Source organism: Veillonella sp. 20925_1_51 (assembly GCF_041431445.1).
GTDB classification, from domain to species: domain Bacteria; phylum Bacillota; class Negativicutes; order Veillonellales; family Veillonellaceae; genus Veillonella; species Veillonella nakazawae.
The window spans coordinates 1-21,465 of the sequence record NZ_JAPVXT010000007.1; the positions used below are offsets into that span (position 1 = coordinate 1).

A 21,465-nucleotide genomic window follows, 5' to 3' on the forward strand; every position below is an offset into this window, starting at 1 on the left:
CCACACACAAAATTCAAAGCAGAAGTATACGTATTGACTAAAGAAGAAGGTGGCCGTCATACTCCATTCTTCTCCAACTACCGTCCACAATTCTACTTCCGTACAACAGACGTAACAGGTGTTGTAAACCTTCCTGAAGGTGTAGAAATGTGTATGCCTGGCGATAACGTAACAATGGATATCGAATTGATCACTCCAATCGCTATCGAAGAAGGTCTTCGTTTCGCGATCCGCGAAGGTGGCCATACAGTAGGCGCTGGCGTTGTAACTGAAATCGAAGGTTAATTTAACCTTTTATGCTCATCGTAGTGATGCGTTGAGCACAATACATGCAGCATTCAGAGCGGCAGTAATGCCGCTCTAGTGTTGTGTTTTTAAACTATGAAGTAGAAGGTTGCCTCTGCGGAGGAGAATTTCTATGGAGCAGCCCATTCATGAAATGGACGACAGGAGGAATTATTAATAATGGCTAAACAGCAAAAAATCCGTATTCGCCTTAAGGCATACGACCACAAAGCTCTCGATCAAAGCGCTGCTAAGATCGTAGACACTGCAAAAAGAAATGGCGCTATGGTATCTGGTCCGATTCCATTGCCAACAGAAAAGAATATCTTCACAATTCTTCGTTCTGTACACGTAAACAAAGATTCTCGTGAACAATTCGAAATGCGTACACATAAACGCTTAATCGATATTCTTGAACCAAATTCGAAAACAGTAGATGCTATCACTCGTTTAGATTTACCAGCTGGTGTATCTATTGAAATAAAACTATAAGGAGGTGCGATAATGTCTAAAGCTATTTTGGGTAAAAAATTAGGAATGACTCAAGTCTTCACAGCTGAAGGCCAATTAGTTCCTGTAACAGTAGTGGAAACTACCCCAAGCGTTGTAGTGCGCGTTAAGACTGTTGAAACAGACGGCTACGAAGCAGTACAAATAGGTTACGGTTCCATTAAAGAAAAACATTTAACAAAACCTGTAAAAGGTCAGTTCGACAAAGCTGGCGTAGCTCCAGTTAAATATCTTCGCGAAGTTCGCGTAGCTAATGCAGCTGACTACACAGTAGGCCAAACTCTGGCAGCTGATATCTTCGCAGAAGGTGAATTGGTGGACGTAGTGGGTACAGGTAAAGGTAAGGGTTTTGCTGGCACAATTAAACGCCATAACTTCTCCCGTGGTCCTGAAACTCATGGTTCTAAATCTCACCGTGAACCTGGTTCCATCGGTCCTATGATCTCCGGTGGCGGCGGTAAGGTATACAAAGGTAAAAAACTCCCTGGACAAATGGGTGGTTACAGAGTTACCGTACAACGCTTATCCGTTGTGAAAGTTGATGCTGAACGTAACCTTTTATTGGTTAAAGGTGGTATCCCAGGCGCTAAAGGTAGCTTGGTTATGGTTCGCAACACGGTTAAACCTGTTAAATAATCATTTGTCGAAAGGAGGATTATGTAATGCCTACAGTAGCAACATATAATCAATCCGGCGTTAAAGTCGGTGAAATACAGTTAAACGATGCAGTATTCGGCGTTGAAGTTAACGAAGCCGTAATGCATCAAGCCGTAGTTCGTCAATTGTCTAACGAACGTCTCGGCACACATGCAACAAAAACTAGAGGTATGGTTCGTGGCGGTGGCCGCAAACCTTGGAAACAAAAAGGTACTGGTCGTGCACGTTCCGGTTCCAGCCGTTCTCCAATCTGGATTGGTGGCGGTACTACATTTGGTCCACAACCTCGCAGCTATTACAAAGCTATGCCTCGTAAGGCTAGACGTTTAGCAGTTAAATCTGCTCTTAGCGATAAAGTGAATAATAGCGAATTATACGTTTTGGAAGAAATTACATTAGCAGCTCCTAAAACTAAAGAAGTGTTGAACATTATCAATAGCTTCAACGTTGGTGATGCAAAAGTATTGTTCATCACTGAAGGTGATGTAAATGTTGAACGTTCCGCTCGCAATATCCAAGGTGTTAAAGCATTGGCTTGCGAAGGTATGAACATTTTCGATCTTCTTCATTACGATAAGCTCTTCATTACTAAAGGTGCTGTCGCAAAAATCGAGGAGGTACTTGGATAATGCAATTACATGATGTACTAATCCGCCCGGTTATTACCGAAAAATCCACTATGCTTATGGAAGAAGGCAAATACACTTTCCGTGTGCCTTTGACTGCAAATAAAGTGCAAATCCGTCAAGCAGTTGAAAAAATCTTCAATGTAAAAGTAGAAAAAGTAGCTACTATTCGTGTTTTAGGCAAAACTAAACGCATGGGTCGTACACAAGGTAAACGTAGCGATTACAAAAAAGCTATCGTTACTTTGAAAGCTGGCGAATCCATTGAATTCTTTGAAGGTGTCTAAGAGTCTAGTTGTAAGGAGGCCCACTAATGGCAATTAAATCATTTAAACCGTACTCCGCTGGTCGCCGGTTTATGACAGTATCCGCCTTCGACGAAATCACAGCAAGCAAACCAGAAAAATCTTTGCTAGCTAAGATTTCTCAAAAAGGTGGTCGTAACAATACTGGTAAAATGACAGTTCGTCACCAAGGTGGCGGTCATAAACGTCAATATCGTATTATTGACTTCAAACGTACTAAAGATAATATTCCAGCTAAAGTAGCAACAATCGAGTATGATCCTAACCGTTCTTCTCGTATCGCTTTGCTTAACTACGCTGATGGTGAAAAACGCTACATTTTAGCTCCTAACGGTCTAAAAGTTGGTGACGTTGTATTCTCCGGTCCTGAGTCCGATATTAAACCTGGTAACTGCTTACCATTGGCTAATATTCCAGACGGTACACAAATCCACAATATCGAATTGAAAATCGGTAAAGGTGGCCAAATCGTTCGTTCCGCTGGTACATCTGCTCAATTGATGGGTAAAGATAATGGCTATGCTATTCTTCGTTTACCATCTGGTGAAATGCGTCGTGTTCGTCAAGAGTGCCGTGCAACAGTAGGTGTTGTTGGTAACGCTGACCACAGCAACCTTGTAATTGGTAAAGCTGGTCGTCATCGTTGGATGGGCGTTCGCCCTGGCAACCGTGGTGTTGTAATGAACCCTTGTGACCATCCACATGGTGGTGGTGAAGGTAAATCTCCTGTTGGTCGTAAACATCCTGTTACACCTTGGGGCAAACCAGCACATGGTGTTAAAACTCGCGACAAGAAAAAAGCTTCTAATAGCTTAATCATTAAACGTCGTACAAAATAGGATAAAGGAAAGGAGATAAAATAGTGTCCAGATCTATTAAAAAAGGCCCTTTCGTAGCAGATCATTTGCTTAAGAAAGTTGAAGCTTTAAACGAAACTAACGAAAAGAAAGTTGTAAAAACCTGGTCCCGTGCCTCTACTATTATCCCAAGTTTTGTAGGCCACACAATTGCTGTGCATGATGGTCGCAAACATGTACCTGTATTCATTACAGAAGATATGGTAGGTCATAAATTAGGTGAGTTCGCTCCTACACGTACTTTTAAAGGTCATGGTAAGGACGAAAAATCTACAGGCAAAAAATAGGAGGAAATAATACATGGAAGCAAAAGCAATCGCTAGACATATCCGAATCGCGCCTCGTAAAATCCGTATCGTTGCAGATTTAGTGCGCGGTAAAAACATCGGCGAAGCATTTGCCATCTTGAAGTTCACTCCGAAAGTTGGCGCTGATGTAGTAGAAAAAGTTATGCGTTCTGCAATCGCAAACGCTGAACATAATTTCGATATGAATGTTGACAATCTTTACGTATCCGAGATCTTCGTTGATCAAGGCCCTACATTAAAACGCATTCATCCTCGTTCCCGTGGTCAAGCTTTCAAAATTTTGAAACGCACTAGCCATGTAACAGTAGTAGTTAAAGAAAGAGCTTAAGAAGGAGGGAAACAGAGTGGGTCAAAAAGTTAATCCACACGGTTTGCGTGTCGGTATCGTAAAAGATTGGGACGCAAAATGGTATGCAGATAAAGATTTCGCTGCTAATCTTCATGAAGACGTTAAAATTCGTAACTTCTTGAAAGAAACCCTTTTCATTGCTGGTATTTCCCGCATTGAAATCGAGCGTACAAATAAACGTATTAAATTGACTATCCACACTGCAAAACCAGGTATGGTTATCGGTCGTGGTGGTGCTGGTATCGAAGATATCAAAAAAGCAATGACTCGTTTCACTGACAAACAAGTGGACGTTAACATCGCAGAAATTAAACAAGCAGACATGGATGCAATCTTGGTTGCAGAAAACATTGCTAGCCAATTGGAACGCCGTATTGGTTTCCGTCGTGCAATGAAACAAGCTGTAGGTCGCACAATGCGCTTAGGTGCAAAAGGTATTAAAATCATGGTAAGCGGTCGTCTTGGCGGCGCTGAAATCGCTCGTAGCGAATCCTACCGTGAAGGTTCTATTCCTTTGCATACACTTCGTGCAGACATCGACTACGGTACTGCTGAAGCTCATACAACATATGGTTGTATCGGCATTAAAGTATGGATTTACAAAGGTGAAGTTTTGCCAGAAGCAAAACAACCTGCTAAGAAGGAAGAAGGTGGCAAGTAATGCTTATTCCAAAGCGCGTAAAACATCGTAAGCAATTCCGCGGCCGTATGAAAGGTCGTGCTATGCGCGGTAATACAGTGTCTCATGGTGAGTTCGGCTTGGTAGCATGCGAACCATCTTGGATCACTAACCGTCAAATCGAAGCTGCCCGTATTGCTATGACTCGTTATATCAAACGTGGTGGTAAAGTATGGATTAAAATTTTCCCTGACAAACCAATCACAGCTAAACCAGCTGGTACTCGTATGGGTTCCGGTAAAGGTTCTCCTGAATACTGGGTAGCAGTAGTTAAACCAGGTCGTGTAATGTTTGAAATGGACGGTGTGCCAGAAGCTATAGCTCGTGAAGCTATGCGTCTTGCAAGCCATAAACTTCCAATCAAATGCAAATTTGTTGTTAAGGGTAAAGAATTGGGTGGTGACGTAAATGAAGGTTAATGACATTCGCAATATGAGCGCTGCCGAAATGGAACAAAAAGTTTCCGGTCTTAAGGAAGAGTTATTTAACCTCCGTTTTCAGCTTGCAACAGGTCAATTAGAAAATCCTATGCGCATTCGTGAAGTTAAGAAGACAATCGCTCGTATTAAAACTGTACAACGTGAAGTTGAACTTAAATCTGAAAACGCATAATAACAGATTTGTTAAAGGTTGAAAAGGAGGCTTAAAATCGTGGCAGAAGAAAGAAACGTACGTAAAGTCCGCGTAGGTAAAGTTGTTAGCGACAAAATGAATAAAACTGTTGTTGTTGCTGTAGAACGTAAAGTACCTCACGCATTATATAACAAGCCAATGGTTAGCACTAAACGCTTCAAAGCTCATGATGAAAACAATGAGTGTCAAATTGGCGATACAGTTAAAATTGTAGAAACTCGTCCACTTTCTAAAGATAAATGTTGGAGAGTTGTTGAAATTCTTGAAAGACAAAAATAAGAGTGATGTAAGGAGGAATAGACGATGATCCAGCAACAAACAATTTTGAATGTTGCCGACAACACTGGTGCAAAACGTATTATGTGTATCCAAGTCATGGGCGGTTCTTATCGCAAATTCGGCAATATCGGTGACGTAATCGTTGCTTCTGTAAAAGATGCATCACCCGGTGGCGTTGTCAAGAAAGGCGACGTAGTTAAAGCTGTTATTGTTCGTTCTAAAAAAGGTATCCGCCGTCAAGACGGTTCCTATATTCGTTTCGATGAAAACGCAGCAGTAGTTATTAAAGAAGATAAAACCCCTCGTGGTACTCGTATCTTCGGACCTGTAGCAAGAGAACTTCGTGAAAAAGACTTCATGAAAATTGTTTCCTTGGCTCCAGAAGTATTATAAGAAGGAGGAACGCAGCATATGGCTAAACTACAAATCAAAAAAGGCGATACAGTTGTTGTTATCTCCGGTAAAGATAAAGGTAAGCAAGGTACAGTAATTGCAACTGAACCTAAAAAAGAACGCGTATTTGTTGAAGGCGTTAACACTGTAAAACGTCACACAAAACCTTCTCAAGCTAACCCACAAGGCGGCATCGTTACTAAAGAAGCTGGTATCCATGTTTCTAACGTAATGGTTGTTGACCCAGAAACTAAAACAGCTACTCGTATCAAAAAAGTTGAAGGCAAAGACGGTAAATTCGTTCGCGCTACAGTTAAATCTGGTACAGTACTTAAATAATCAGGAAAGGAGGAGCTAAATAAATGTCTCGTTTATTTGAACAATACAACTCTGAAATTAAAAAGAGTTTGCAAGAAAAATTCCAATACGGCAACGTTATGGAAATCCCTAAATTGGAAAAAATCGTTATCAACATCGGCGTTGGTGATGCAGTAGGCAATGCAAAAGCATTAGAAGCAGCAGTTAATGATTTGACTATCATCGCTGGTCAAAAACCTGTAATCACAAAAGCAAAAAAATCCATTGCGAACTTCAAAGTTCGTGAAGGTATGGCGTTGGGTACAAAAGTTACTCTTCGTGGCGAACGCATGTATGAATTCCTCGACAAATTGATCAATGCGGCATTACCTCGTGTACGTGACTTCCGCGGTATCAGCGCAACAGCATTTGATGGCCGTGGTAACTACGCTTTGGGTCTTAAAGAACAGCTCATCTTCCCTGAGATCGAATATGATCAAGTAGAACGTGTTACTGGTATGGATATCATCGTAGTAACAACTGCTAAAACAGATGAAGAAGCTCGTGAATTGTTGACTCAATTCGGTATGCCTTTTGAAAAATAATAGGAGGAACATATAGATGGCTAAAAAATCTATGATTGAACGCGAAAAGAAACGCGCTAAAATCGTTGAAAAATATGCAGCTAAACGTGCAGCGTTAAAAGCAGCAGGTGATTATGAAGGCTTGTCCAAATTACCAGCAAATGCATCCCCAACACGCTTACACAACCGTTGCAACTTAACTGGTCGTCCTCACGGCTATATGCGCAAATTCGGTATCAGCCGTATTGCGTTCCGTGAATTGGCGTACAAAGGACAAATTCCTGGTGTTAAAAAAGCCAGCTGGTAATATTAGACGAGAGGAGGTTTTTAGATTATGGTAATGACCGATCCTATCGCGGATATGCTTACGCGCATCCGTAATGCAAATGCTGCACTTCATGAAACGGTAAACATTCCTGCATCTAGAATGAAAGCAGCTGTTCTTGACATCCTTTTACAAGAAGGTTTCGTAAAGAACGTAGAAAAAGAAGAAAACACTTTAAAAGTAACTTTGAAATATGGTTCCAATAACGAAAAAGTTATTACAGGAATTAAACGTATTTCCAAACCTGGTTTACGTGTTTACGCGAAAAAGGAAGAACTTCCTCGTGTACTTGGTGGTTTGGGTATCGCAGTTATTTCTACATCCAAAGGCGTTATGAGCGACAAACAAGCTCGTAAAGAAGGTCTTGGTGGCGAAGTAATCGCATACGTTTGGTAATAGTAGCAATAGGAGGTAGAAATAATGTCACGTATCGGTAGAATGCCTATCGAGATCCCTGCAGGCGTTACTGTTACATATGATAACCATCATATGAACGTAAAAGGTCCTAAAGGTGAATTATCTCGCGATTTGCATCCAGATATGAATATCACTGTTGAAGGTAACACAATTACAGTAGCTCGTCCTTCCGAGGATAAAGCTCATCGTTCCCTTCACGGTTTGACTCGCGCTCTTGTTGCTAATATGGTAACAGGCGTATCTGAAGGATTCACAAAAACTCTTGAAATCAACGGTGTTGGTTACAGAGCGGCTAAACAAGGCAATAAATTAGCTCTTACACTTGGCTTCTCTCATCCAGTAGAAATGGAAGCTCCAGCTGGTATTACAATTGAAGTTCCAGCTCCTAACAAAATCGTTGTTTCTGGTGCAGACAAAGAAGTTGTAGGCGCAGTAGCAGCTGATATCCGTAAATGGAGAAAACCAGAACCTTACAAAGGTAAAGGTATCCGCTATGAAGGCGAAGTTGTTCGTCGTAAAGCTGGTAAAGCTGGTGCAAAAGGTAAATAGTAATATCATCTATATGAATGAAAGGAGTGAATATCTTGCCTCGTAAATCTAGTAGAAACATCGCTCGAGCAAAACGTCATCTTCGTATTCGCCGTCACATCTCTGGTACGGCAACTTGCCCACGTTTGAACGTATTCCGTTCTTTAGGCAACATCTATGCTCAAGTTATCGATGACGTAGCAGGTACAACTTTGGTTGCTGCTAGCTCTTTAGATAAAGATTTGAACTTATCCTATGGTGGTAACGTAGCTGCTGCTAAAGCTGTTGGTGAAGCAGTTGCTAAAAAAGCTATCGCTAAAGGTATTGACACAGTAGTGTTTGACCGTGGTGGTTACATTTACCACGGCCGCGTAGCAGCCCTTGCAGAAGGTGCTCGTGAAGCAGGCTTAAAATTCTAAGAAGGAGGAACTATAGACATGGCGAGAATTGACTACACCAGTCTTGATCTTAAAGAAAGAGTAGTATTCATCAACCGCGTAGCCAAAGTAGTTAAAGGCGGTCGTCGTTTTTCCTTCAGCGCTCTTGTAGTTGTTGGTGATGGCAACGGTTATGTAGGCGTTGGCTTAGGTAAAGCAGCGGAAGTACCAGAAGCAATTCGCAAAGGTATTGATGATGCTAAGAAAAATATTGTAAACGTAGCAATTAAAAATGGTACAATCCCTCACAGCGTAACAGGCGTATTCGGCGCAGGCCGCGTATTCTTGAAACCAGCTGCTGAAGGTACTGGCGTTATCGCTGGTGGCCCTGTTCGTGCCGTATTGGAATTAGTAGGTGTTCGTAACATCTTGACTAAATCTTTGGGCTCTTCTAACCCTAACAATATGGTTCGCGCTACAATCGAAGGTTTGAAAGATTTGAAACGCGCAAGCGAAGTTGCAGAACTTCGTGGTAAAACCGTTGAAGAAATTTATAACGCGTAATAAGGAGACAAGAAATGGCACAAGTTAAAGTAACATTAACAAGAAGCTTAATCGGTCGTCCTGAAGATCAACGCGCGACAGTTAAAGCTTTGGGCTTGAAAAAAACTAATTCTCAAGTTGTAAAAGAAGTAACACCTCAAATCGAAGGTATGCTTCACAAAGTTAGACATTTAGTAAAAGTTGAAGAAGTTTAATACTGATAAGGAGGTGCACTGAATGAAACTTCATGAATTACAACCAGCTGCTGGTTCCAAAAAAGCTCGTACTCGTGTAGGCCGTGGTTTAGGTTCTGGCTTGGGTAAAACATCTGGTCGTGGTCAAAAAGGTCAAAACTCCCGTTCTGGCGGTGGCGTTCGCTCCGGTTTTGAAGGCGGCCAAATGCCTCTTTATCGTCGTTTACCAAAACGTGGTTTCAACAACGTTTTTGCTAAACAATATGCTGAAGTTAACGTAGAACAATTGAACCGTTTTGAAGACGGTGCAACAGTTGATCCAGTAGCTCTTATTGAAGCTGGCATTTTGAAAAATGTACGCGATGGCATTCGTATTTTAGGTAACGGTACATTGGAAACTAAAAACTTAACTGTTATCGCTAATGGCTTCACTAAATCTGCTGAAGAAAAAATTACAGCAGCAGGCGGAAAAGTAGAGGTGATCTAGGGTGCTAGATAGCCTCTCGAACATCTTTAAGATTACCGAACTACGTAATAAGATTCTTTACACATTAATGATGTTTGCCATCTTTAGGGCTGGTATTCACATTCCTGTTCCAGGTGTTGATGCATCTGTTATCGAATCCTTGTTTACATCCGGTAACCTATTCGGTCTATTAGACTTGTTTGCTGGTGGTGCGCTTAGTAAGTTCTCTATCTTTGCGATGAGTATTACACCTTACATCAATGCTTCTATCATCATGCAACTGCTTCAGTCTGTAGTTCCTCAGTTTGAAGCATGGAGTAAAGATGGTGAAGACGGGCGTAAGAAAATAGCGAAGGTAACTCGTTATGGCACCGTAGTTCTCGGCTTTGTACAAGCCGCAGGCATGGCATTTGCTCTTAGAGCAAACAACGCTTTGGTAAATAATGATTTCCTTAGTGTATTCGTTGTGGCCATCATTCTAACAGCAGGCACATGCTTGCTGATGTGGATTGGTGAACAAATCACAGCATATGGTATAGGTAATGGTATTTCCTTGATCATCTTTGCTGGTATCGTAGCTCGATTACCTGATGGTTTAGAAACTATTTATCAATATATCCAAAACGGAACAATCAATATGTTCCAAGCATTCTTATTTGCTGTAATTGCTCTTGCGATGATCGCTGTCGTAGTTGCAGTTACACAAGGCCAACGTCGTATTCCGATTCAATATGCTAAACGCGTAGTAGGTCGTAAAATGTACGGTGGTCACTCTACATTCTTGCCGTTGAAAGTCAATCAGGCAGGTGTAATCCCAATTATCTTTGCGTCATCTGTGTTGATGTTCCCTGTGACGATTGCGCAATTTATTGACAATGAATATGTTCATAAAGCCGCGGATCTCTTTACATGGGGTACGCCGTTACAAACGGCATTGTATGCATTATTGATTTTTATCTTTACGTATTTCTATACTGCAATCTCTATCAACATTACAGATATGGCAGATAATATGAAAAAATACGGTGGTTTTATCCCAGGTATTCGTGCGGGTAAACCAACTGCTGATTATGTGGATAACGTGATGACCAAGATCACTTTGGCTGGCGCTGTATTCTTAGCTGTCGTTGCTATTATACCTAATTTCCTCGGTAGCATTACCGGCGTCCAAGGCGTATACTTTGGTGGTACGGCTCTCCTAATCGTTGTAGGTGTAGCGCTTGATACAATGCAACAAGTTGAGTCGCTCATGGTAACACGCCACTATAAAGGCTTTGTGAAATAGGAGGGAAACAATATGTATATTCTATTAATGGGACCTCCTGGTGCTGGTAAAGGCACTCAGGCAGCTCGACTTATTGAAAAATACGGTATTCCCCAAATTTCAACAGGTGATATGTTCCGCGCTGCGATTAAGAACGAAACACCTCTTGGAGTTGAGGCTAAGAAATATATCGATGCTGGTCAATTGGTACCAGACAGTGTAACTGTTGGTATCGTACGTGATCGCTTGGTGAAAGATGACTGCAAATCTGGATTTATTCTTGATGGATTCCCAAGAACTACAGCGCAAGCTGTATCCTTGGATGCAATCCTTAAAGAATTAGGAATTTCTTTGGACGCTGTACTTAACTTAAACGTTCCTTCCGAGGAATTAGTTAAACGTATTAGCGAACGAGCTGTTCTAGAAAATCGTGCTGATGATAACCCTGAAACAGTACAGAAACGTCTAGCTGTGTACGAAGAATCTACTAAACCTTTAATCGACTACTATCGCAATAGCGGTTTATATGAAGAAATTAATGGTTTACAAGATGTAGACGCAGTATTTGCTGACATCATTAAGGCTTTGGAGAAATAATCCATGATTATTTTGAAATCGCCCCATGAAATTGAATGTATCCGCAAGGCAAGTAAGCTTACAGCAGACACGTTGTCCTTGTTAGTAGAAAAGGCTAAACCTGGCATCACGACGCTTGAGTTAGATACAATTGCCGAAGAATATATTCGCAGCCACGGTGGTATACCAAGTTGTAAAGGGTACTATGGATTCCCTGCTACAATCTGTGCTTCTATCAATGATGAAGTTGTTCATGGTATTCCGAGCGCTAAGCGTAAGCTTAAAAACGGTGATGTCCTCAGTATTGATCTTGTATCAGCTATTGATGGATATCACGGCGATTCGGCTGTGACGATTCCTATCGGTCACGTCAAACCTGATGTGATGAAATTGTTAAAAGTGACAGAAGAAAGTCTGTTCAAGGGAATTGAACAAGTGAAAGTTGGCAACCGTATTGGTGCTATCGGTCATGCTGTTCAAACGTATTGTGAGAAACATGGTTACGGTGTCGTTCGCGACTTCGTAGGTCATGGTTTAGGCCGCGAAATGCATGAAGATCCGCAAATACCAAACTATGGTAGTCCTGATCAAGGACCTCTTATGAAACCTGGTATGGTATTGTGTATCGAACCGATGATTACTCTAGGTACACATCGTGTTCGTGTATTAGGGGATGACTGGACAGCAGTTACCGTAGATGGTAAACCTGCTGCTCATTTCGAACATACAGTGGTTGTTACAGAAAACGGCCCTGAAATATTAACCATGCGTGATGAACCGCGGTTAATTAAATAAAACAGGTAACCGGAGGAAAAGATATGTCAAAAGAAGACGTTATTGAGGTGGAAGGTACGGTAGTTGAGGCTTTACCGAATGCCATGTTCCAAGTTGAATTGGAAAATGGTCATATCGTATTGGCTCATGTGTCAGGTAAAATGCGTATGAATTTTATCCGTATTCTTCCTGGTGATAAAGTTACTATGGAACTGACACCGTATGACTTAAATCGTGGTCGCATCACCTATCGCTTCAAATAAGCATAGGGTCCACAAAGGAGGTACTAATGAAGGTTCAACCATCAGTTAAAAAGATATGCGAAAAATGTAAAATCATTAAACGCAAAGGCCGTGTAATGGTTATTTGCGAAAATCCAAAACATAAACAAAAACAAGGATAATCTGATAGGAGGTGGATGATTAGATGGCACGTATCGCCGGTGTAGATTTACCTCGTGATAAACGAGTGGAAATTGGTTTAACTTATATTTATGGTATTGGTCCAACTTTAGCATCTGAAATCATTGCTAAAACTGGCATCAATCCAGACACACGTGTTCGTGATCTTTCTGAAGATGAAGTAGCGAAAATCCGTGAATTGTTAGATGCTGATTACAAAGTTGAAGGTGACCTTCGTCGTGAAGAAGCTCTTAACATTAAACGCTTAATTGAAATCAACTCCTATCGAGGCAAACGTCATCGTATGGGTTTACCACTTCGTGGTCAACGTACTAAAACGAATGCACGTACTCGCAAAGGTCCTAGAAAAGCAATTGCTGGTAAAAAGAAATAAGATAAAGGAGGGATAAAGCGTGGCTAAAAAAGTTGTTAGAACTAAAAGAAAAGAAAAGAAACATATTGAATCCGGTGCGGCTCATATTCGTTCTACATTCAATAACACTATCGTAACTTTGACAGATACAAACGGTAATGCGTTGTCTTGGGCTTCCGCTGGTGGCTTGGGCTTCCGTGGTTCCCGTAAATCCACTCCATTCGCTGCTCAAATGGCTGCTGAACAAGCTGCTAAAGCTGCAATGGAACATGGTCTTCGCACTGTTGAAGTATTCGTAAAAGGTCCTGGATCCGGCCGTGAAGCTGCAATCCGTGCTTTACAAGCTGCAGGTCTTGAAGTTACTTCCATTAAAGACGTAACTCCAATTCCTCACAATGGTTGTCGCCCTCCAAAACGCCGTCGTGTATAATTCATAGCGGCCGATTTGATACGGTGCTATAATTAAACTATGAACGTGTGTTGTATAGGAGGATGTTCCTGATGAGCGAAGAAAAGAAACTTAAAATCGAGAAAGTGGACATCGCCGAAGGCGGTCGCTATGGTAAGTTCGTATGTGAACCATTAGACCGTGGCTATGGTATCACTCTCGGTAATAGCTTACGCAGAATTTTGCTTTCATCCTTGGATGGGGCAGCTATCACCTCTATCAAAATTGATGGAGTTCTTCATGAGTTCTCTACTATTCCTGGTATTCGCGAAGACGTTACGGATATCATCCTTAACTTAAAGCAATTGTGCATCAAAGTTGAAGAAGATGTTCAATTACCTTTGGAAGTTCATTTTGACTTCCAAAAGGACGGCGTATTGACAGCTACTGACTTAGCTGAGCAATTCCCACCAGAAGTAGAAGTATTGAATCCTGAACTAGTGATTGCGACAATGGATGAGACAGCTCATCTCGTAATGGACGTAGTAATCGAACGTGGCAAAGGTTACGTTCCTTCCACGAAGAATAAAAAAGATACAGATGTAATCGGTTGTATTCCAATCGATTCCATCTTCTCTCCAATTCTTCGTGCCAAATACGAAGTGAGTGATGTTCGTGTAGGCAATGAAATGGACTTTGACAAACTTACATTAGAAGTTTGGACTGATGGTTCCATTACTGCTGCTGATGCAGTAGCAAAATCTGCTGCCATTATGATTGGTTATTTAGGGAACTTCACTAAATTAGCGCACTCTGCAGATATTGTAGATGTAAACACAGGTGAAGGCGGTATCGTTGTTGATCCAGTAGGTTCCGATAATGAAGAGCCAGCTGTAGATGACGGCCCAGCAAAGATTTCTATCGATGAGTTGGAACTCTCTGTTCGTGCATATAACTGCTTGAAACGTGCTGGCATTAATACAATTGCAGATTTGCTAGACAAAACCATTGATGACTTAGGAAAAGTTCGCAATTTAGGTAAAAAATCCATCGATGAAATTGAGGAAAAACTCAACAATCATCCAGGTGGTTTTCACCTTAAACAAAAAGGCGAATAAGGAGGAAGACGAATGTACAGAAAATTAGGCCGCGACAGCTCCGCTCGTAAAGCGTTGTTCCGTAGCATGTTAACATCTTTCTTCCAATATGAGCGTATTGAAACTACAGAAGCTAAAGCGAAAGAACTTCGCTCTTTAGCTGATCAAATGGTAACTTTGGCTAAACGTGGTGATCTTCATGCACGTCGCCAAGTTCTTGCATACCTCATGGATGAAAGCGTAGTAAAAAAATTGTTTGATACAATTGCTCCAAAATATGCAGACCGTCAAGGTGGTTACACTCGTGTAATCAAAACTGGTCTTCGCAAAGGTGACGCTGCACCTTTGGCTATTATCGAGTTAGTTTAATCAAACTCATACGGTGTTGTAACTTATGTTGCAGCACCGTTTTTTTATTGTCAATTTTATGGTACAATCGATTAGTATAATATCGTAATATGTTAGCAGTTATCGTAAATATTGAATATGTATTGTTAACCGTAAAGGGGTTTACTTTCATAGAAACGAAATTGACTAGAAAGATATGAGGTTATCCATGAATGAAAAAGACATTATGATTGAGGTCAATCATATGAGTCATATTTATACTGATGAAAATGGCAATGATGTACATGCACTAAATGATGTGAGTTTATCCATCAAGCGTGGTGAGTTTGTTTGTATTATCGGTACTAATGGTAGTGGTAAAAGTACACTAGCCAAGCATTTCAACGTGTTATTACAACCTAGTGAAGGGTATATCAATGTATGTGGCTATGATACGCGTGATGAAGAACATATTTGGGATATACGCCAACATGTAGGTATGGTGTTCCAAAATCCGGATAACCAAATTGTGGCAGCTGTTGTAGAAGAAGATGTTGCCTTTGGTCCAGAAAATCTTGGAATTCCTAGTGCTGAAATTAGAAAACGTGTCGATGCAGCATTAGAGGCTGTTAATATGACTGAATATAGAGAACATGGTCCTCATTTGTTGTCTGGTGGTCAAAAGCAACGTATTGCTATTGCTGGCGTACTGGCCATGAAACCTGATTGTATCGTTCTTGACGAACCAACGGCTATGCTCGATCCAAAAGGTCGTCGTGAGGTATTAGAGACAGTTCATAAACTCAATAAAGAAGAAGGTATTACTATCGTGTACATTACACATTTTATGGAGGAAGCTGTCACAGCTGATCGTGTGGTAGTTATGAAAAATGGTGTGAAATTACATGATGGTACTCCTCGTGAAATCTTCAGTCATGTAGATACCCTAAAAGGTCTTGGCCTCGATGTACCAGTAGCGTCTGAAATTGCTTTCAAATTGAATGAAAAAGGTTATGAAGTAGGTAAGAGTATCATCAATAATGAAGAATTAGCAGAAGGTCTAAAACATTCTAAATTAGCGGATCAATTACTAAGTGAACATAACGTAGGTGCTAATACGATAAGTTCTCCTATCAATGAAAATTCAAATGTAGTAAGAGGGGAGGACACACACTAATGGCGATTGTATTAGATAATATTACCTATACCTATGGTGTAGGTACTCCATTTGAAAAGACAGCCCTTCACGGTGTATCTCTTACTGTTGAAAACGGTGAGTTTTTAGGCATCATTGGTCATACCGGCTCTGGTAAATCTACCTTTGTACAACATTTAAATGGTTTATTACATCCTACAACAGGAACGGTTACCGTTAATGGTGTAGATATTAGTGCTTCTACGGAGGAAGCTAAAAAGATGCGCCATAAGGTAGGCATGGTTTTTCAATATCCAGAACATCAGTTGTTTGAAGAAACTATTGCCGAAGATATTGCCTTTGGCCCTAAAAACTTAGGCCTAAGTGCTGATGAAGTAGATGAACGGGTACGGGAGGCAATGAAATTTGTAGGTCTTGATTACGATACCTACGCGGAGCGCTCTCCATTTCATCTATCTGGTGGGCAAATGCGCCGTGTTGCCATTGCTGGTGTAGTGGCTATGAATCCAGATTTCCTAGTTCTTGATGAGCCATCTGCAGGCCTTGACCCATTTGGTCGTGAAGAAATCTTTGAAGAAATCATTCGCCTTCATAAAGAAAAGGGGATTACTGTAATCCTTGTATCACATAACATGGAGGATATTTCTCGCATGGCATCTCGCCTCGTGGTACTCGATAAAGGTCGCATCGTTCTCGATGGAGAACCGATGGATATCTTTAATAACCATCGCGATGAATTACAAGTGGTAGGTGTAGATGTACCACCAGTGTCTGTCACTATGGAATATTTGCGTGAACAAGGATTAGATGTATCTAATCGTGTATTATCCGTGGATGATGCAGTACAAGCCATTCTAGAAGGAGGTAGCCATGTTAAATAACATTACTATTGGGCAATACTTCCCAGGAAACTCCTTCTTGCATCGCATGGATCCTCGTGCCAAGATTATTGCTACAACTATCTTTGTGGTAGCTATCTTCCTAGCAAATTCTCCTCTTGCGTATGGCTTGGTAGGAGCATTTACCATCTTTGCTATGTTGTTATCAAGATTGCCATTACGCTTGATGTGGTCAGCTATTAAACCACTTTGGATTATCATCGTATTTACTATGGGTATTCATATCTTTACGACTCCAGGTAATTCCGTTTTCCAATGGGGCATTATTAATATTACAGATCAAGGCTTGGCTATGGGGCTACAAATGGCGGCACGATTAATCTTTTTAATCTTGTTCTCCTCCCTATTGACCTATACGACATCACCAATTCGTTTGACCGATGGTATTGAACATTTACTCAATCCATTCCGTTGTATTGGCGTACCTGCCCATGAATTGGCTATGATGATGACCATTGCATTGCGTTTCATTCCTACTTTATTGGATGAAACAGATCGTATTATGAAAGCTCAATCTGCTCGTGGTGCAGACTTTGTAACAGGGTCTATCATTCAACGGGCAAAAAATATGGTACCTTTATTGGTTCCTTTATTCATCAGTGCATTTAGACGTGCTGATGAACTGGCTATTGCTATGGAAGCGCGTTGCTATCGAGGTGGTATAAACCGTACGCGTATGAAGGAACTACAAGTTACTTATGTAGATTATATCGGTGTAGGAGCTGTCATTTTGGTTACCATCGTACTCATCGTTTTATGGTGGCTTGATCTATGAGAAATATAAGAATCATAGTTGCTTATGATGGCACCGATTTGGCAGGCTATCAGAAGCAACCTGATGATAAGGGCTTAACCGTACAAGGTTGCTTAGAATATGGATTATCTAAAATTTGTAATGAACCCATACAAATCTATGGAGCTTCTAGAACAGATGCAGGGGTACATGCGAAGTTTCAAGTATGTACGTTCCAAACATCTGGATCTATACCAGCAGAAAACATTCCTCGTGCTATGATTGCGCATATCCCAAAGGATATTGTTGTTCTTGAAGCCCTGGAAATTCCACTCGATTGGAAGCCTCGATGGAATATATATGGTAAGGAATATGTATATACCATTCATAATCAGCTCATTGCCAATCCTTTGACAAAACGATACCATTGGCATGTTAAGAAGCCTCTTAATATCGACCTAATGCAAGCTGCAGGCAATGAATTATTAGGCACCCATGACTTTACAACCTTAAAGGGGACGAATTCAACGCCCGCTGATCCGGTAAAAACAATTATAGGAATTCATGTAGAGGCAGAAGGCTCTCATGTTACCATTTCTGTAGTGGGGGATGGGTTCTTATACCACATGGTTCGCAATATTGCAGGGCTCCTCGTCGATGTAGGCCTTGGAAGACGCAAGGTGGAGGATATCAAGGGCTATTTGGCCGCTAAAGATCGTCGTGTTATAGGCAAAACGGCGCCAGCCCAAGGGTTGTGTTTAGAGGAGATATTCTTTACGAAAGAGCGTCAGCAAGAGGTGTTACAGAATAAATATTCTATATAATTTTGTATAGACTACATTCTCCTAGAATTTATTTAAAACGATAACTATTAATACTAAAAGGATACTACTTAGCATGTAGTATCCTTTTTTCTTATAAGTTTTAGTTATAATGCCTTAATTTATACCTATTATTATGTGAAATGATACATTGTAAACCCAATATATACATGATACAATGACGATATGGACAGGTTCGTACTATAAAACATTAACATAGTAAGGTAGACTCTTGTCAGCAGTGTAATTTTTATCCTAAGGAGGGTGAATCTCTTGCAAAAACGTAAAGATTTTATCTGGAAAATGGGCGGCCAACAAGGTGAAGGTATCGAGAGTTGTGGCGAAATTATGGCGACAATCCTCGCTAAAGAAGGTTATTCCTTGTATAGCCAACGTTTATTTGCATCTCGTATCAAAGGTGGTCATACAACATTCGCATTGCGCGTTGCATTAGAACAAGTTATGTCCATTGGTGAAGGCGTAGACTTCTTGCTTTCTCTTGATCAAGAAACAGTTGATATGCATGGTTCTGAAGTTCGTGAGGGCGGTTACATCATCTGTGACAGCAAAGTAAATCCTGACTTCTCTAAATTTGAAGGTACAAAGATTAATTGCTTGTCCTTGCCAATCTCTGAAACTGCAATGAAACAAGGTTCCTTGTTGATGCGTAATATCGTAGCACTTGGTATGTCTGTAGCACTTCTTGGTTTTGATACTAAGATGTTTAAAGATGCGATTGCTGCTAAATTTGCGAAAAAATCCCAAGAAATCGTGGATAAAAACTTAGCTGCCTTTGACGATGGTCATAGCCTTGTAATGGAAAAATTGGGCGATGTGGAAATCGATACATTGCCAGCTCCTGGTAAGAAAGATCAAATGTTCTTATTAGGTAATGAAGCATGTGCTTTAGGTGCTATTGCTGCGGGTTCCCGTTTCATGGCATCTTATCCTATTACTCCAGCATCTGAAGTAATGGAATATATGATTAAAAATATGGATAAATTGGGTGCTACTATCGTTCAAACAGAGGACGAAATCGCAGCATGCATGACAGCTATGGGTGGCGTATACGCAGGTGTTCGTGGTTTTACATGTACTTCTGGCCCTGGTCTTTCTTTGATGGCTGAATCCTTATCCATGGCTTCCATGGCTGAATTACCAATGGTTGTTATCGATGTTCAACGTTCTGGCCCATCCACAGGTATGGCTACAAAGGTTGAACAATCCGATATTGCTGCGGCTTGCTACAATGCACATGGCGATTATTCTGGTATCGTTATTTCTCCAACATCTATTGAAGAATGCTTCTATGAAATTCAAAAAGCTTTCAACTTGGCAGAAATGTACCAATGTCCAGTTATCTTCATGCCGGATTTACAACAAGGTTTGAATAAACAATCCGTTCCTTCCTTCGATTTGAACCGTGTACCTATTAACCGCGGTAAAATGATGAAAGAAGCTGACCTTCCTGAATTGGAACAACCTAAGTACTTCAAACGCTTTGAATTGACTGAAGATGGTATTTCTCCTCGTACAATTCCTGGTATGAAAAATGGTCTATTCCTTTCCACAGGTCTAGAACATAATGAAGAAGGTAAACCAGCAGAAGCGCCTACAATGCACGTAGCGCAAACTGATAAACGTTTCCGCAAATTGGAAACTGTAGCTGATAACTACGAACCATTCTTGAATAACGCTAAATACGACGAAGCAGATGTTCTCGTTGTAGGTATGGCTTCTAGCCGTGGCGCTATCGAAGAAGCTGTTGCTGAATTTGATCAAGAAGGTGTTAAAGTTAACCACTTGCAATTGCGCTTGATTAAACCATTCCCAGCAAAACAATTACAACCATTCATGGATGCTGCGAAAAAAGTGGTTATCGTTGAGCACAATGCAACAGGTCAATTGACTAACTTATTTAAAATCAACATGCATAAGAAATCTAAAATTTCCAGCTGCTTGAAATACGATGGTAATCCATTCACAAAAAGTTATGTGAAAAATGCGATTAAGGAGGTCCTATAATATGACAACAGCTAAAGATTACAGAAACGATATTCGTCCTAACTGGTGTCCAGGCTGTGGCCATTATGGGGTTCAAGCAGCGATTACTGACGCTGTAGTAGCGAAAAATATTCCACCAGAAAAATTAGCAGTAATTTCCGGTATCGGTTGCTCTAGCCGTATCGGTGGTTATTTCTACGCATATGGAGCTCATACAACTCATGGTCGTGCTCTTCCTTACGCACAAGGCGTTAAACTTGCTAACCAAGACTTAGAAGTTATCGCTTGCTCTGGTGATGGTGATGCGTTCGCTATTGGTATGGGTCACACTATCCATGCTTTCAAGCGTAATGTAAATATGACATACGTCGTAATGGATAACCATGTATATGGTTTGACTAAAGGTCAAGCATCCCCTCGTTCCGATATCGGTTTTGTTACAAAAACAACTCCTCGTGGGGCTTTCGAATCTCCATTGTCCGTTTGTGAAACTGCAATTGCTGCAGGTGCTACATTCGTAGCACAAGGTTACATGATTAATCGTGCACAACTTGTAGAGTTGATTCAAAAGGCAATGGATCATGAAGGTTTCTCCTTCATCAACGTATTCAGCCCATGTGTTACATACAATAAACACAACAGCTATGACTGGTTCAAAGAACATTTGGTAGAATTGCCAGAAGGTTATGACCCAACAGATCGTGCAGTAGCACTTAAAACATTGGGTGAAACTGATGGATTGGTAACAGGTGTTATCTATCAAGATACTACTAAACCTTCCTTCGAAAAAGCTCTGGCAGCAGCAAATGGTGGTCCACATCCTCGTCCATTAACTGAAGATGTTGTAAAACCAGATCAAGCGCTATTCGATAGCCTTTGCAATCAATTTAAATAATCTTATCTAAATTGAATTATGTATAATCTGAACCCCTCTTTACTGAATGTCTGGTAAAGAGGGGTTTTTACATTATGACATTATGAATAGTATGATTACTTTAGAGTGTTGTGAATGATACGGTTATTTTATAGTGGTATGAATG

The 21,465-nt window shown here is 40.8% G+C and carries 36 protein-coding genes and 1 pseudogene; all 37 read left to right on the forward strand.

Annotated elements, in window-relative coordinates:
- Window positions 1-285: pseudogene (gene tuf / locus O3607_RS07700) on the forward strand (elongation factor Tu); the annotation flags it as partial.
- A gap of 180 nt (window positions 286-465) precedes the next feature.
- On the forward strand, window positions 466-777 hold the full coding sequence (gene rpsJ / locus O3607_RS07705) for a 30S ribosomal protein S10 (RefSeq protein ID WP_004695100.1): 312 nt from the start codon (window positions 466-468) through the stop codon (window positions 775-777).
- A 12-nt stretch (window positions 778-789) separates the two neighbouring features.
- Window positions 790-1,431, forward strand: a complete 642-nt coding sequence (gene rplC, locus O3607_RS07710) for a 50S ribosomal protein L3 (protein ID WP_004695102.1) — start codon at window positions 790-792, stop codon at window positions 1,429-1,431.
- A gap of 26 nt (window positions 1,432-1,457) precedes the next feature.
- Window positions 1,458-2,081: a 50S ribosomal protein L4 gene (gene rplD / locus O3607_RS07715; RefSeq protein ID WP_005377066.1), complete on the forward strand. Its 624-nt coding sequence runs from the start codon at window positions 1,458-1,460 to the stop codon at window positions 2,079-2,081.
- Window positions 2,081-2,365: a 50S ribosomal protein L23 gene (rplW, locus tag O3607_RS07720; RefSeq protein WP_004695108.1), complete on the forward strand. Its 285-nt coding sequence runs from the start codon at window positions 2,081-2,083 to the stop codon at window positions 2,363-2,365. The genes rplD and rplW overlap by 1 nt, the downstream gene beginning before the upstream one ends.
- A 26-nt stretch (window positions 2,366-2,391) precedes the next feature.
- On the forward strand, window positions 2,392-3,222 hold the full coding sequence (gene rplB, locus O3607_RS07725) for a 50S ribosomal protein L2 (RefSeq protein ID WP_005385496.1): 831 nt from the start codon (window positions 2,392-2,394) through the stop codon (window positions 3,220-3,222).
- 23 nt (window positions 3,223-3,245) lie between these two features.
- Window positions 3,246-3,527, forward strand: coding sequence for a 30S ribosomal protein S19 (rpsS, locus tag O3607_RS07730; RefSeq protein WP_060923779.1), 282 nt, complete (start codon window positions 3,246-3,248; stop codon window positions 3,525-3,527).
- A 13-nt stretch (window positions 3,528-3,540) separates the two neighbouring features.
- Entirely contained in the window at window positions 3,541-3,876 is a 336-nt protein-coding gene (gene rplV / locus O3607_RS07735) for a 50S ribosomal protein L22 (protein WP_004695112.1), read from the forward strand.
- 16 nt (window positions 3,877-3,892) lie between these two features.
- On the forward strand, window positions 3,893-4,558 hold the full coding sequence (rpsC, locus tag O3607_RS07740; RefSeq protein ID WP_105084923.1) for a 30S ribosomal protein S3: 666 nt from the start codon (window positions 3,893-3,895) through the stop codon (window positions 4,556-4,558).
- Window positions 4,558-4,995, forward strand: coding sequence for a 50S ribosomal protein L16 (rplP, locus tag O3607_RS07745; protein ID WP_119206358.1), 438 nt, complete (start codon window positions 4,558-4,560; stop codon window positions 4,993-4,995). The genes rpsC and rplP overlap by 1 nt, the downstream gene beginning before the upstream one ends.
- Window positions 4,985-5,188 carry a 50S ribosomal protein L29 gene (rpmC, locus tag O3607_RS07750; RefSeq protein WP_004695115.1) on the forward strand — a complete coding sequence of 68 codons (204 nt, stop codon included), beginning with the start codon at window positions 4,985-4,987 and terminating at the stop codon, window positions 5,186-5,188. Before rplP ends, rpmC begins: the two co-directional genes overlap by 11 nt.
- A 39-nt stretch (window positions 5,189-5,227) precedes the next feature.
- A complete protein-coding gene (gene rpsQ, locus O3607_RS07755) occupies window positions 5,228-5,488 on the forward strand; it encodes a 30S ribosomal protein S17 (RefSeq protein WP_005385504.1) in 261 nt (86 codons plus the stop codon).
- Between the two features lie 24 nt (window positions 5,489-5,512).
- Complete coding sequence (gene rplN, locus O3607_RS07760; protein ID WP_005376994.1) at window positions 5,513-5,881, forward strand: 50S ribosomal protein L14; 369 nt, start codon at window positions 5,513-5,515, stop codon at window positions 5,879-5,881.
- An 18-nt stretch (window positions 5,882-5,899) separates the two neighbouring features.
- Window positions 5,900-6,220 carry a 50S ribosomal protein L24 gene (gene rplX, locus O3607_RS07765; RefSeq protein ID WP_004695118.1) on the forward strand — a complete coding sequence of 107 codons (321 nt, stop codon included), beginning with the start codon at window positions 5,900-5,902 and terminating at the stop codon, window positions 6,218-6,220.
- A gap of 23 nt (window positions 6,221-6,243) precedes the next feature.
- Window positions 6,244-6,783: a 50S ribosomal protein L5 gene (gene rplE / locus O3607_RS07770; protein ID WP_024065152.1), complete on the forward strand. Its 540-nt coding sequence runs from the start codon at window positions 6,244-6,246 to the stop codon at window positions 6,781-6,783.
- Window positions 6,784-6,799: 16 nt separating this feature from the next.
- Window positions 6,800-7,069 carry a 30S ribosomal protein S14 gene (gene rpsN / locus O3607_RS07775; RefSeq protein WP_005377140.1) on the forward strand — a complete coding sequence of 90 codons (270 nt, stop codon included), beginning with the start codon at window positions 6,800-6,802 and terminating at the stop codon, window positions 7,067-7,069.
- 27 nt (window positions 7,070-7,096) lie between these two features.
- Window positions 7,097-7,483, forward strand: coding sequence for a 30S ribosomal protein S8 (rpsH, locus tag O3607_RS07780; protein WP_004695128.1), 387 nt, complete (start codon window positions 7,097-7,099; stop codon window positions 7,481-7,483).
- Between the two features lie 24 nt (window positions 7,484-7,507).
- Window positions 7,508-8,053 carry a 50S ribosomal protein L6 gene (gene rplF, locus O3607_RS07785; protein WP_371443648.1) on the forward strand — a complete coding sequence of 182 codons (546 nt, stop codon included), beginning with the start codon at window positions 7,508-7,510 and terminating at the stop codon, window positions 8,051-8,053.
- A gap of 17 nt (window positions 8,054-8,070) precedes the next feature.
- The gene (gene rplR, locus O3607_RS07790) at window positions 8,071-8,451 is read left to right on the forward strand and encodes a 50S ribosomal protein L18 (protein WP_050781715.1); all 381 of its coding nucleotides are present in this window, start codon (window positions 8,071-8,073) and stop codon (window positions 8,449-8,451) included.
- Between the two features lie 18 nt (window positions 8,452-8,469).
- Window positions 8,470-8,973, forward strand: a complete 504-nt coding sequence (gene rpsE, locus O3607_RS07795; protein WP_004695136.1) for a 30S ribosomal protein S5 — start codon at window positions 8,470-8,472, stop codon at window positions 8,971-8,973.
- 14 nt (window positions 8,974-8,987) lie between these two features.
- Complete coding sequence (gene rpmD / locus O3607_RS07800; RefSeq protein ID WP_004695138.1) at window positions 8,988-9,167, forward strand: 50S ribosomal protein L30; 180 nt, start codon at window positions 8,988-8,990, stop codon at window positions 9,165-9,167.
- Between the two features lie 22 nt (window positions 9,168-9,189).
- A complete protein-coding gene (rplO, locus tag O3607_RS07805) occupies window positions 9,190-9,633 on the forward strand; it encodes a 50S ribosomal protein L15 (protein WP_060923780.1) in 444 nt (147 codons plus the stop codon).
- Window position 9,634: 1 nt separating this feature from the next.
- Complete coding sequence (gene secY / locus O3607_RS07810) at window positions 9,635-10,897, forward strand: preprotein translocase subunit SecY (protein ID WP_119206357.1); 1,263 nt, start codon at window positions 9,635-9,637, stop codon at window positions 10,895-10,897.
- A gap of 12 nt (window positions 10,898-10,909) precedes the next feature.
- On the forward strand, window positions 10,910-11,473 hold the full coding sequence (locus O3607_RS07815; RefSeq protein WP_005385513.1) for an adenylate kinase: 564 nt from the start codon (window positions 10,910-10,912) through the stop codon (window positions 11,471-11,473).
- Between the two features lie 3 nt (window positions 11,474-11,476).
- Window positions 11,477-12,247 carry a type I methionyl aminopeptidase gene (map, locus tag O3607_RS07820; protein WP_105084921.1) on the forward strand — a complete coding sequence of 257 codons (771 nt, stop codon included), beginning with the start codon at window positions 11,477-11,479 and terminating at the stop codon, window positions 12,245-12,247.
- A gap of 23 nt (window positions 12,248-12,270) precedes the next feature.
- Entirely contained in the window at window positions 12,271-12,489 is a 219-nt protein-coding gene (infA, locus tag O3607_RS07825) for a translation initiation factor IF-1 (RefSeq protein ID WP_004695147.1), read from the forward strand.
- Window positions 12,490-12,515: 26 nt separating this feature from the next.
- Window positions 12,516-12,629, forward strand: coding sequence for a 50S ribosomal protein L36 (rpmJ, locus tag O3607_RS07830; protein ID WP_004695148.1), 114 nt, complete (start codon window positions 12,516-12,518; stop codon window positions 12,627-12,629).
- Window positions 12,630-12,652: 23 nt separating this feature from the next.
- Window positions 12,653-13,021 carry a 30S ribosomal protein S13 gene (rpsM, locus tag O3607_RS07835; RefSeq protein ID WP_004695149.1) on the forward strand — a complete coding sequence of 123 codons (369 nt, stop codon included), beginning with the start codon at window positions 12,653-12,655 and terminating at the stop codon, window positions 13,019-13,021.
- Between the two features lie 19 nt (window positions 13,022-13,040).
- Window positions 13,041-13,430, forward strand: a complete 390-nt coding sequence (rpsK, locus tag O3607_RS07840; protein ID WP_004695151.1) for a 30S ribosomal protein S11 — start codon at window positions 13,041-13,043, stop codon at window positions 13,428-13,430.
- 71 nt (window positions 13,431-13,501) lie between these two features.
- Entirely contained in the window at window positions 13,502-14,506 is a 1,005-nt protein-coding gene (locus O3607_RS07845; RefSeq protein WP_316596513.1) for a DNA-directed RNA polymerase subunit alpha, read from the forward strand.
- A 12-nt stretch (window positions 14,507-14,518) separates the two neighbouring features.
- Complete coding sequence (gene rplQ / locus O3607_RS07850) at window positions 14,519-14,854, forward strand: 50S ribosomal protein L17 (protein ID WP_004695155.1); 336 nt, start codon at window positions 14,519-14,521, stop codon at window positions 14,852-14,854.
- A gap of 187 nt (window positions 14,855-15,041) precedes the next feature.
- Window positions 15,042-15,989, forward strand: a complete 948-nt coding sequence (locus O3607_RS07855) for an energy-coupling factor transporter ATPase (RefSeq protein WP_371443649.1) — start codon at window positions 15,042-15,044, stop codon at window positions 15,987-15,989.
- Window positions 15,989-16,849, forward strand: a complete 861-nt coding sequence (locus O3607_RS07860; protein WP_119208136.1) for an energy-coupling factor transporter ATPase — start codon at window positions 15,989-15,991, stop codon at window positions 16,847-16,849. The genes O3607_RS07855 and O3607_RS07860 overlap by 1 nt, the downstream gene beginning before the upstream one ends.
- Window positions 16,839-17,642, forward strand: a complete 804-nt coding sequence (locus tag O3607_RS07865; protein WP_287539320.1) for an energy-coupling factor transporter transmembrane component T — start codon at window positions 16,839-16,841, stop codon at window positions 17,640-17,642. The genes O3607_RS07860 and O3607_RS07865 overlap by 11 nt, the downstream gene beginning before the upstream one ends.
- Entirely contained in the window at window positions 17,639-18,424 is a 786-nt protein-coding gene (gene truA, locus O3607_RS07870) for a tRNA pseudouridine(38-40) synthase TruA (RefSeq protein ID WP_024065145.1), read from the forward strand. Before O3607_RS07865 ends, truA begins: the two co-directional genes overlap by 4 nt.
- Window positions 18,425-18,694: 270 nt before the next feature.
- Window positions 18,695-20,446, forward strand: coding sequence for a 2-oxoacid:acceptor oxidoreductase subunit alpha (locus tag O3607_RS07875; protein WP_371443650.1), 1,752 nt, complete (start codon window positions 18,695-18,697; stop codon window positions 20,444-20,446).
- A 1-nt stretch (window position 20,447) separates the two neighbouring features.
- On the forward strand, window positions 20,448-21,320 hold the full coding sequence (locus O3607_RS07880; protein ID WP_119208130.1) for a 2-oxoacid:ferredoxin oxidoreductase subunit beta: 873 nt from the start codon (window positions 20,448-20,450) through the stop codon (window positions 21,318-21,320).
- The last annotated feature ends 145 nt before the right edge of the window (window positions 21,321-21,465 follow it).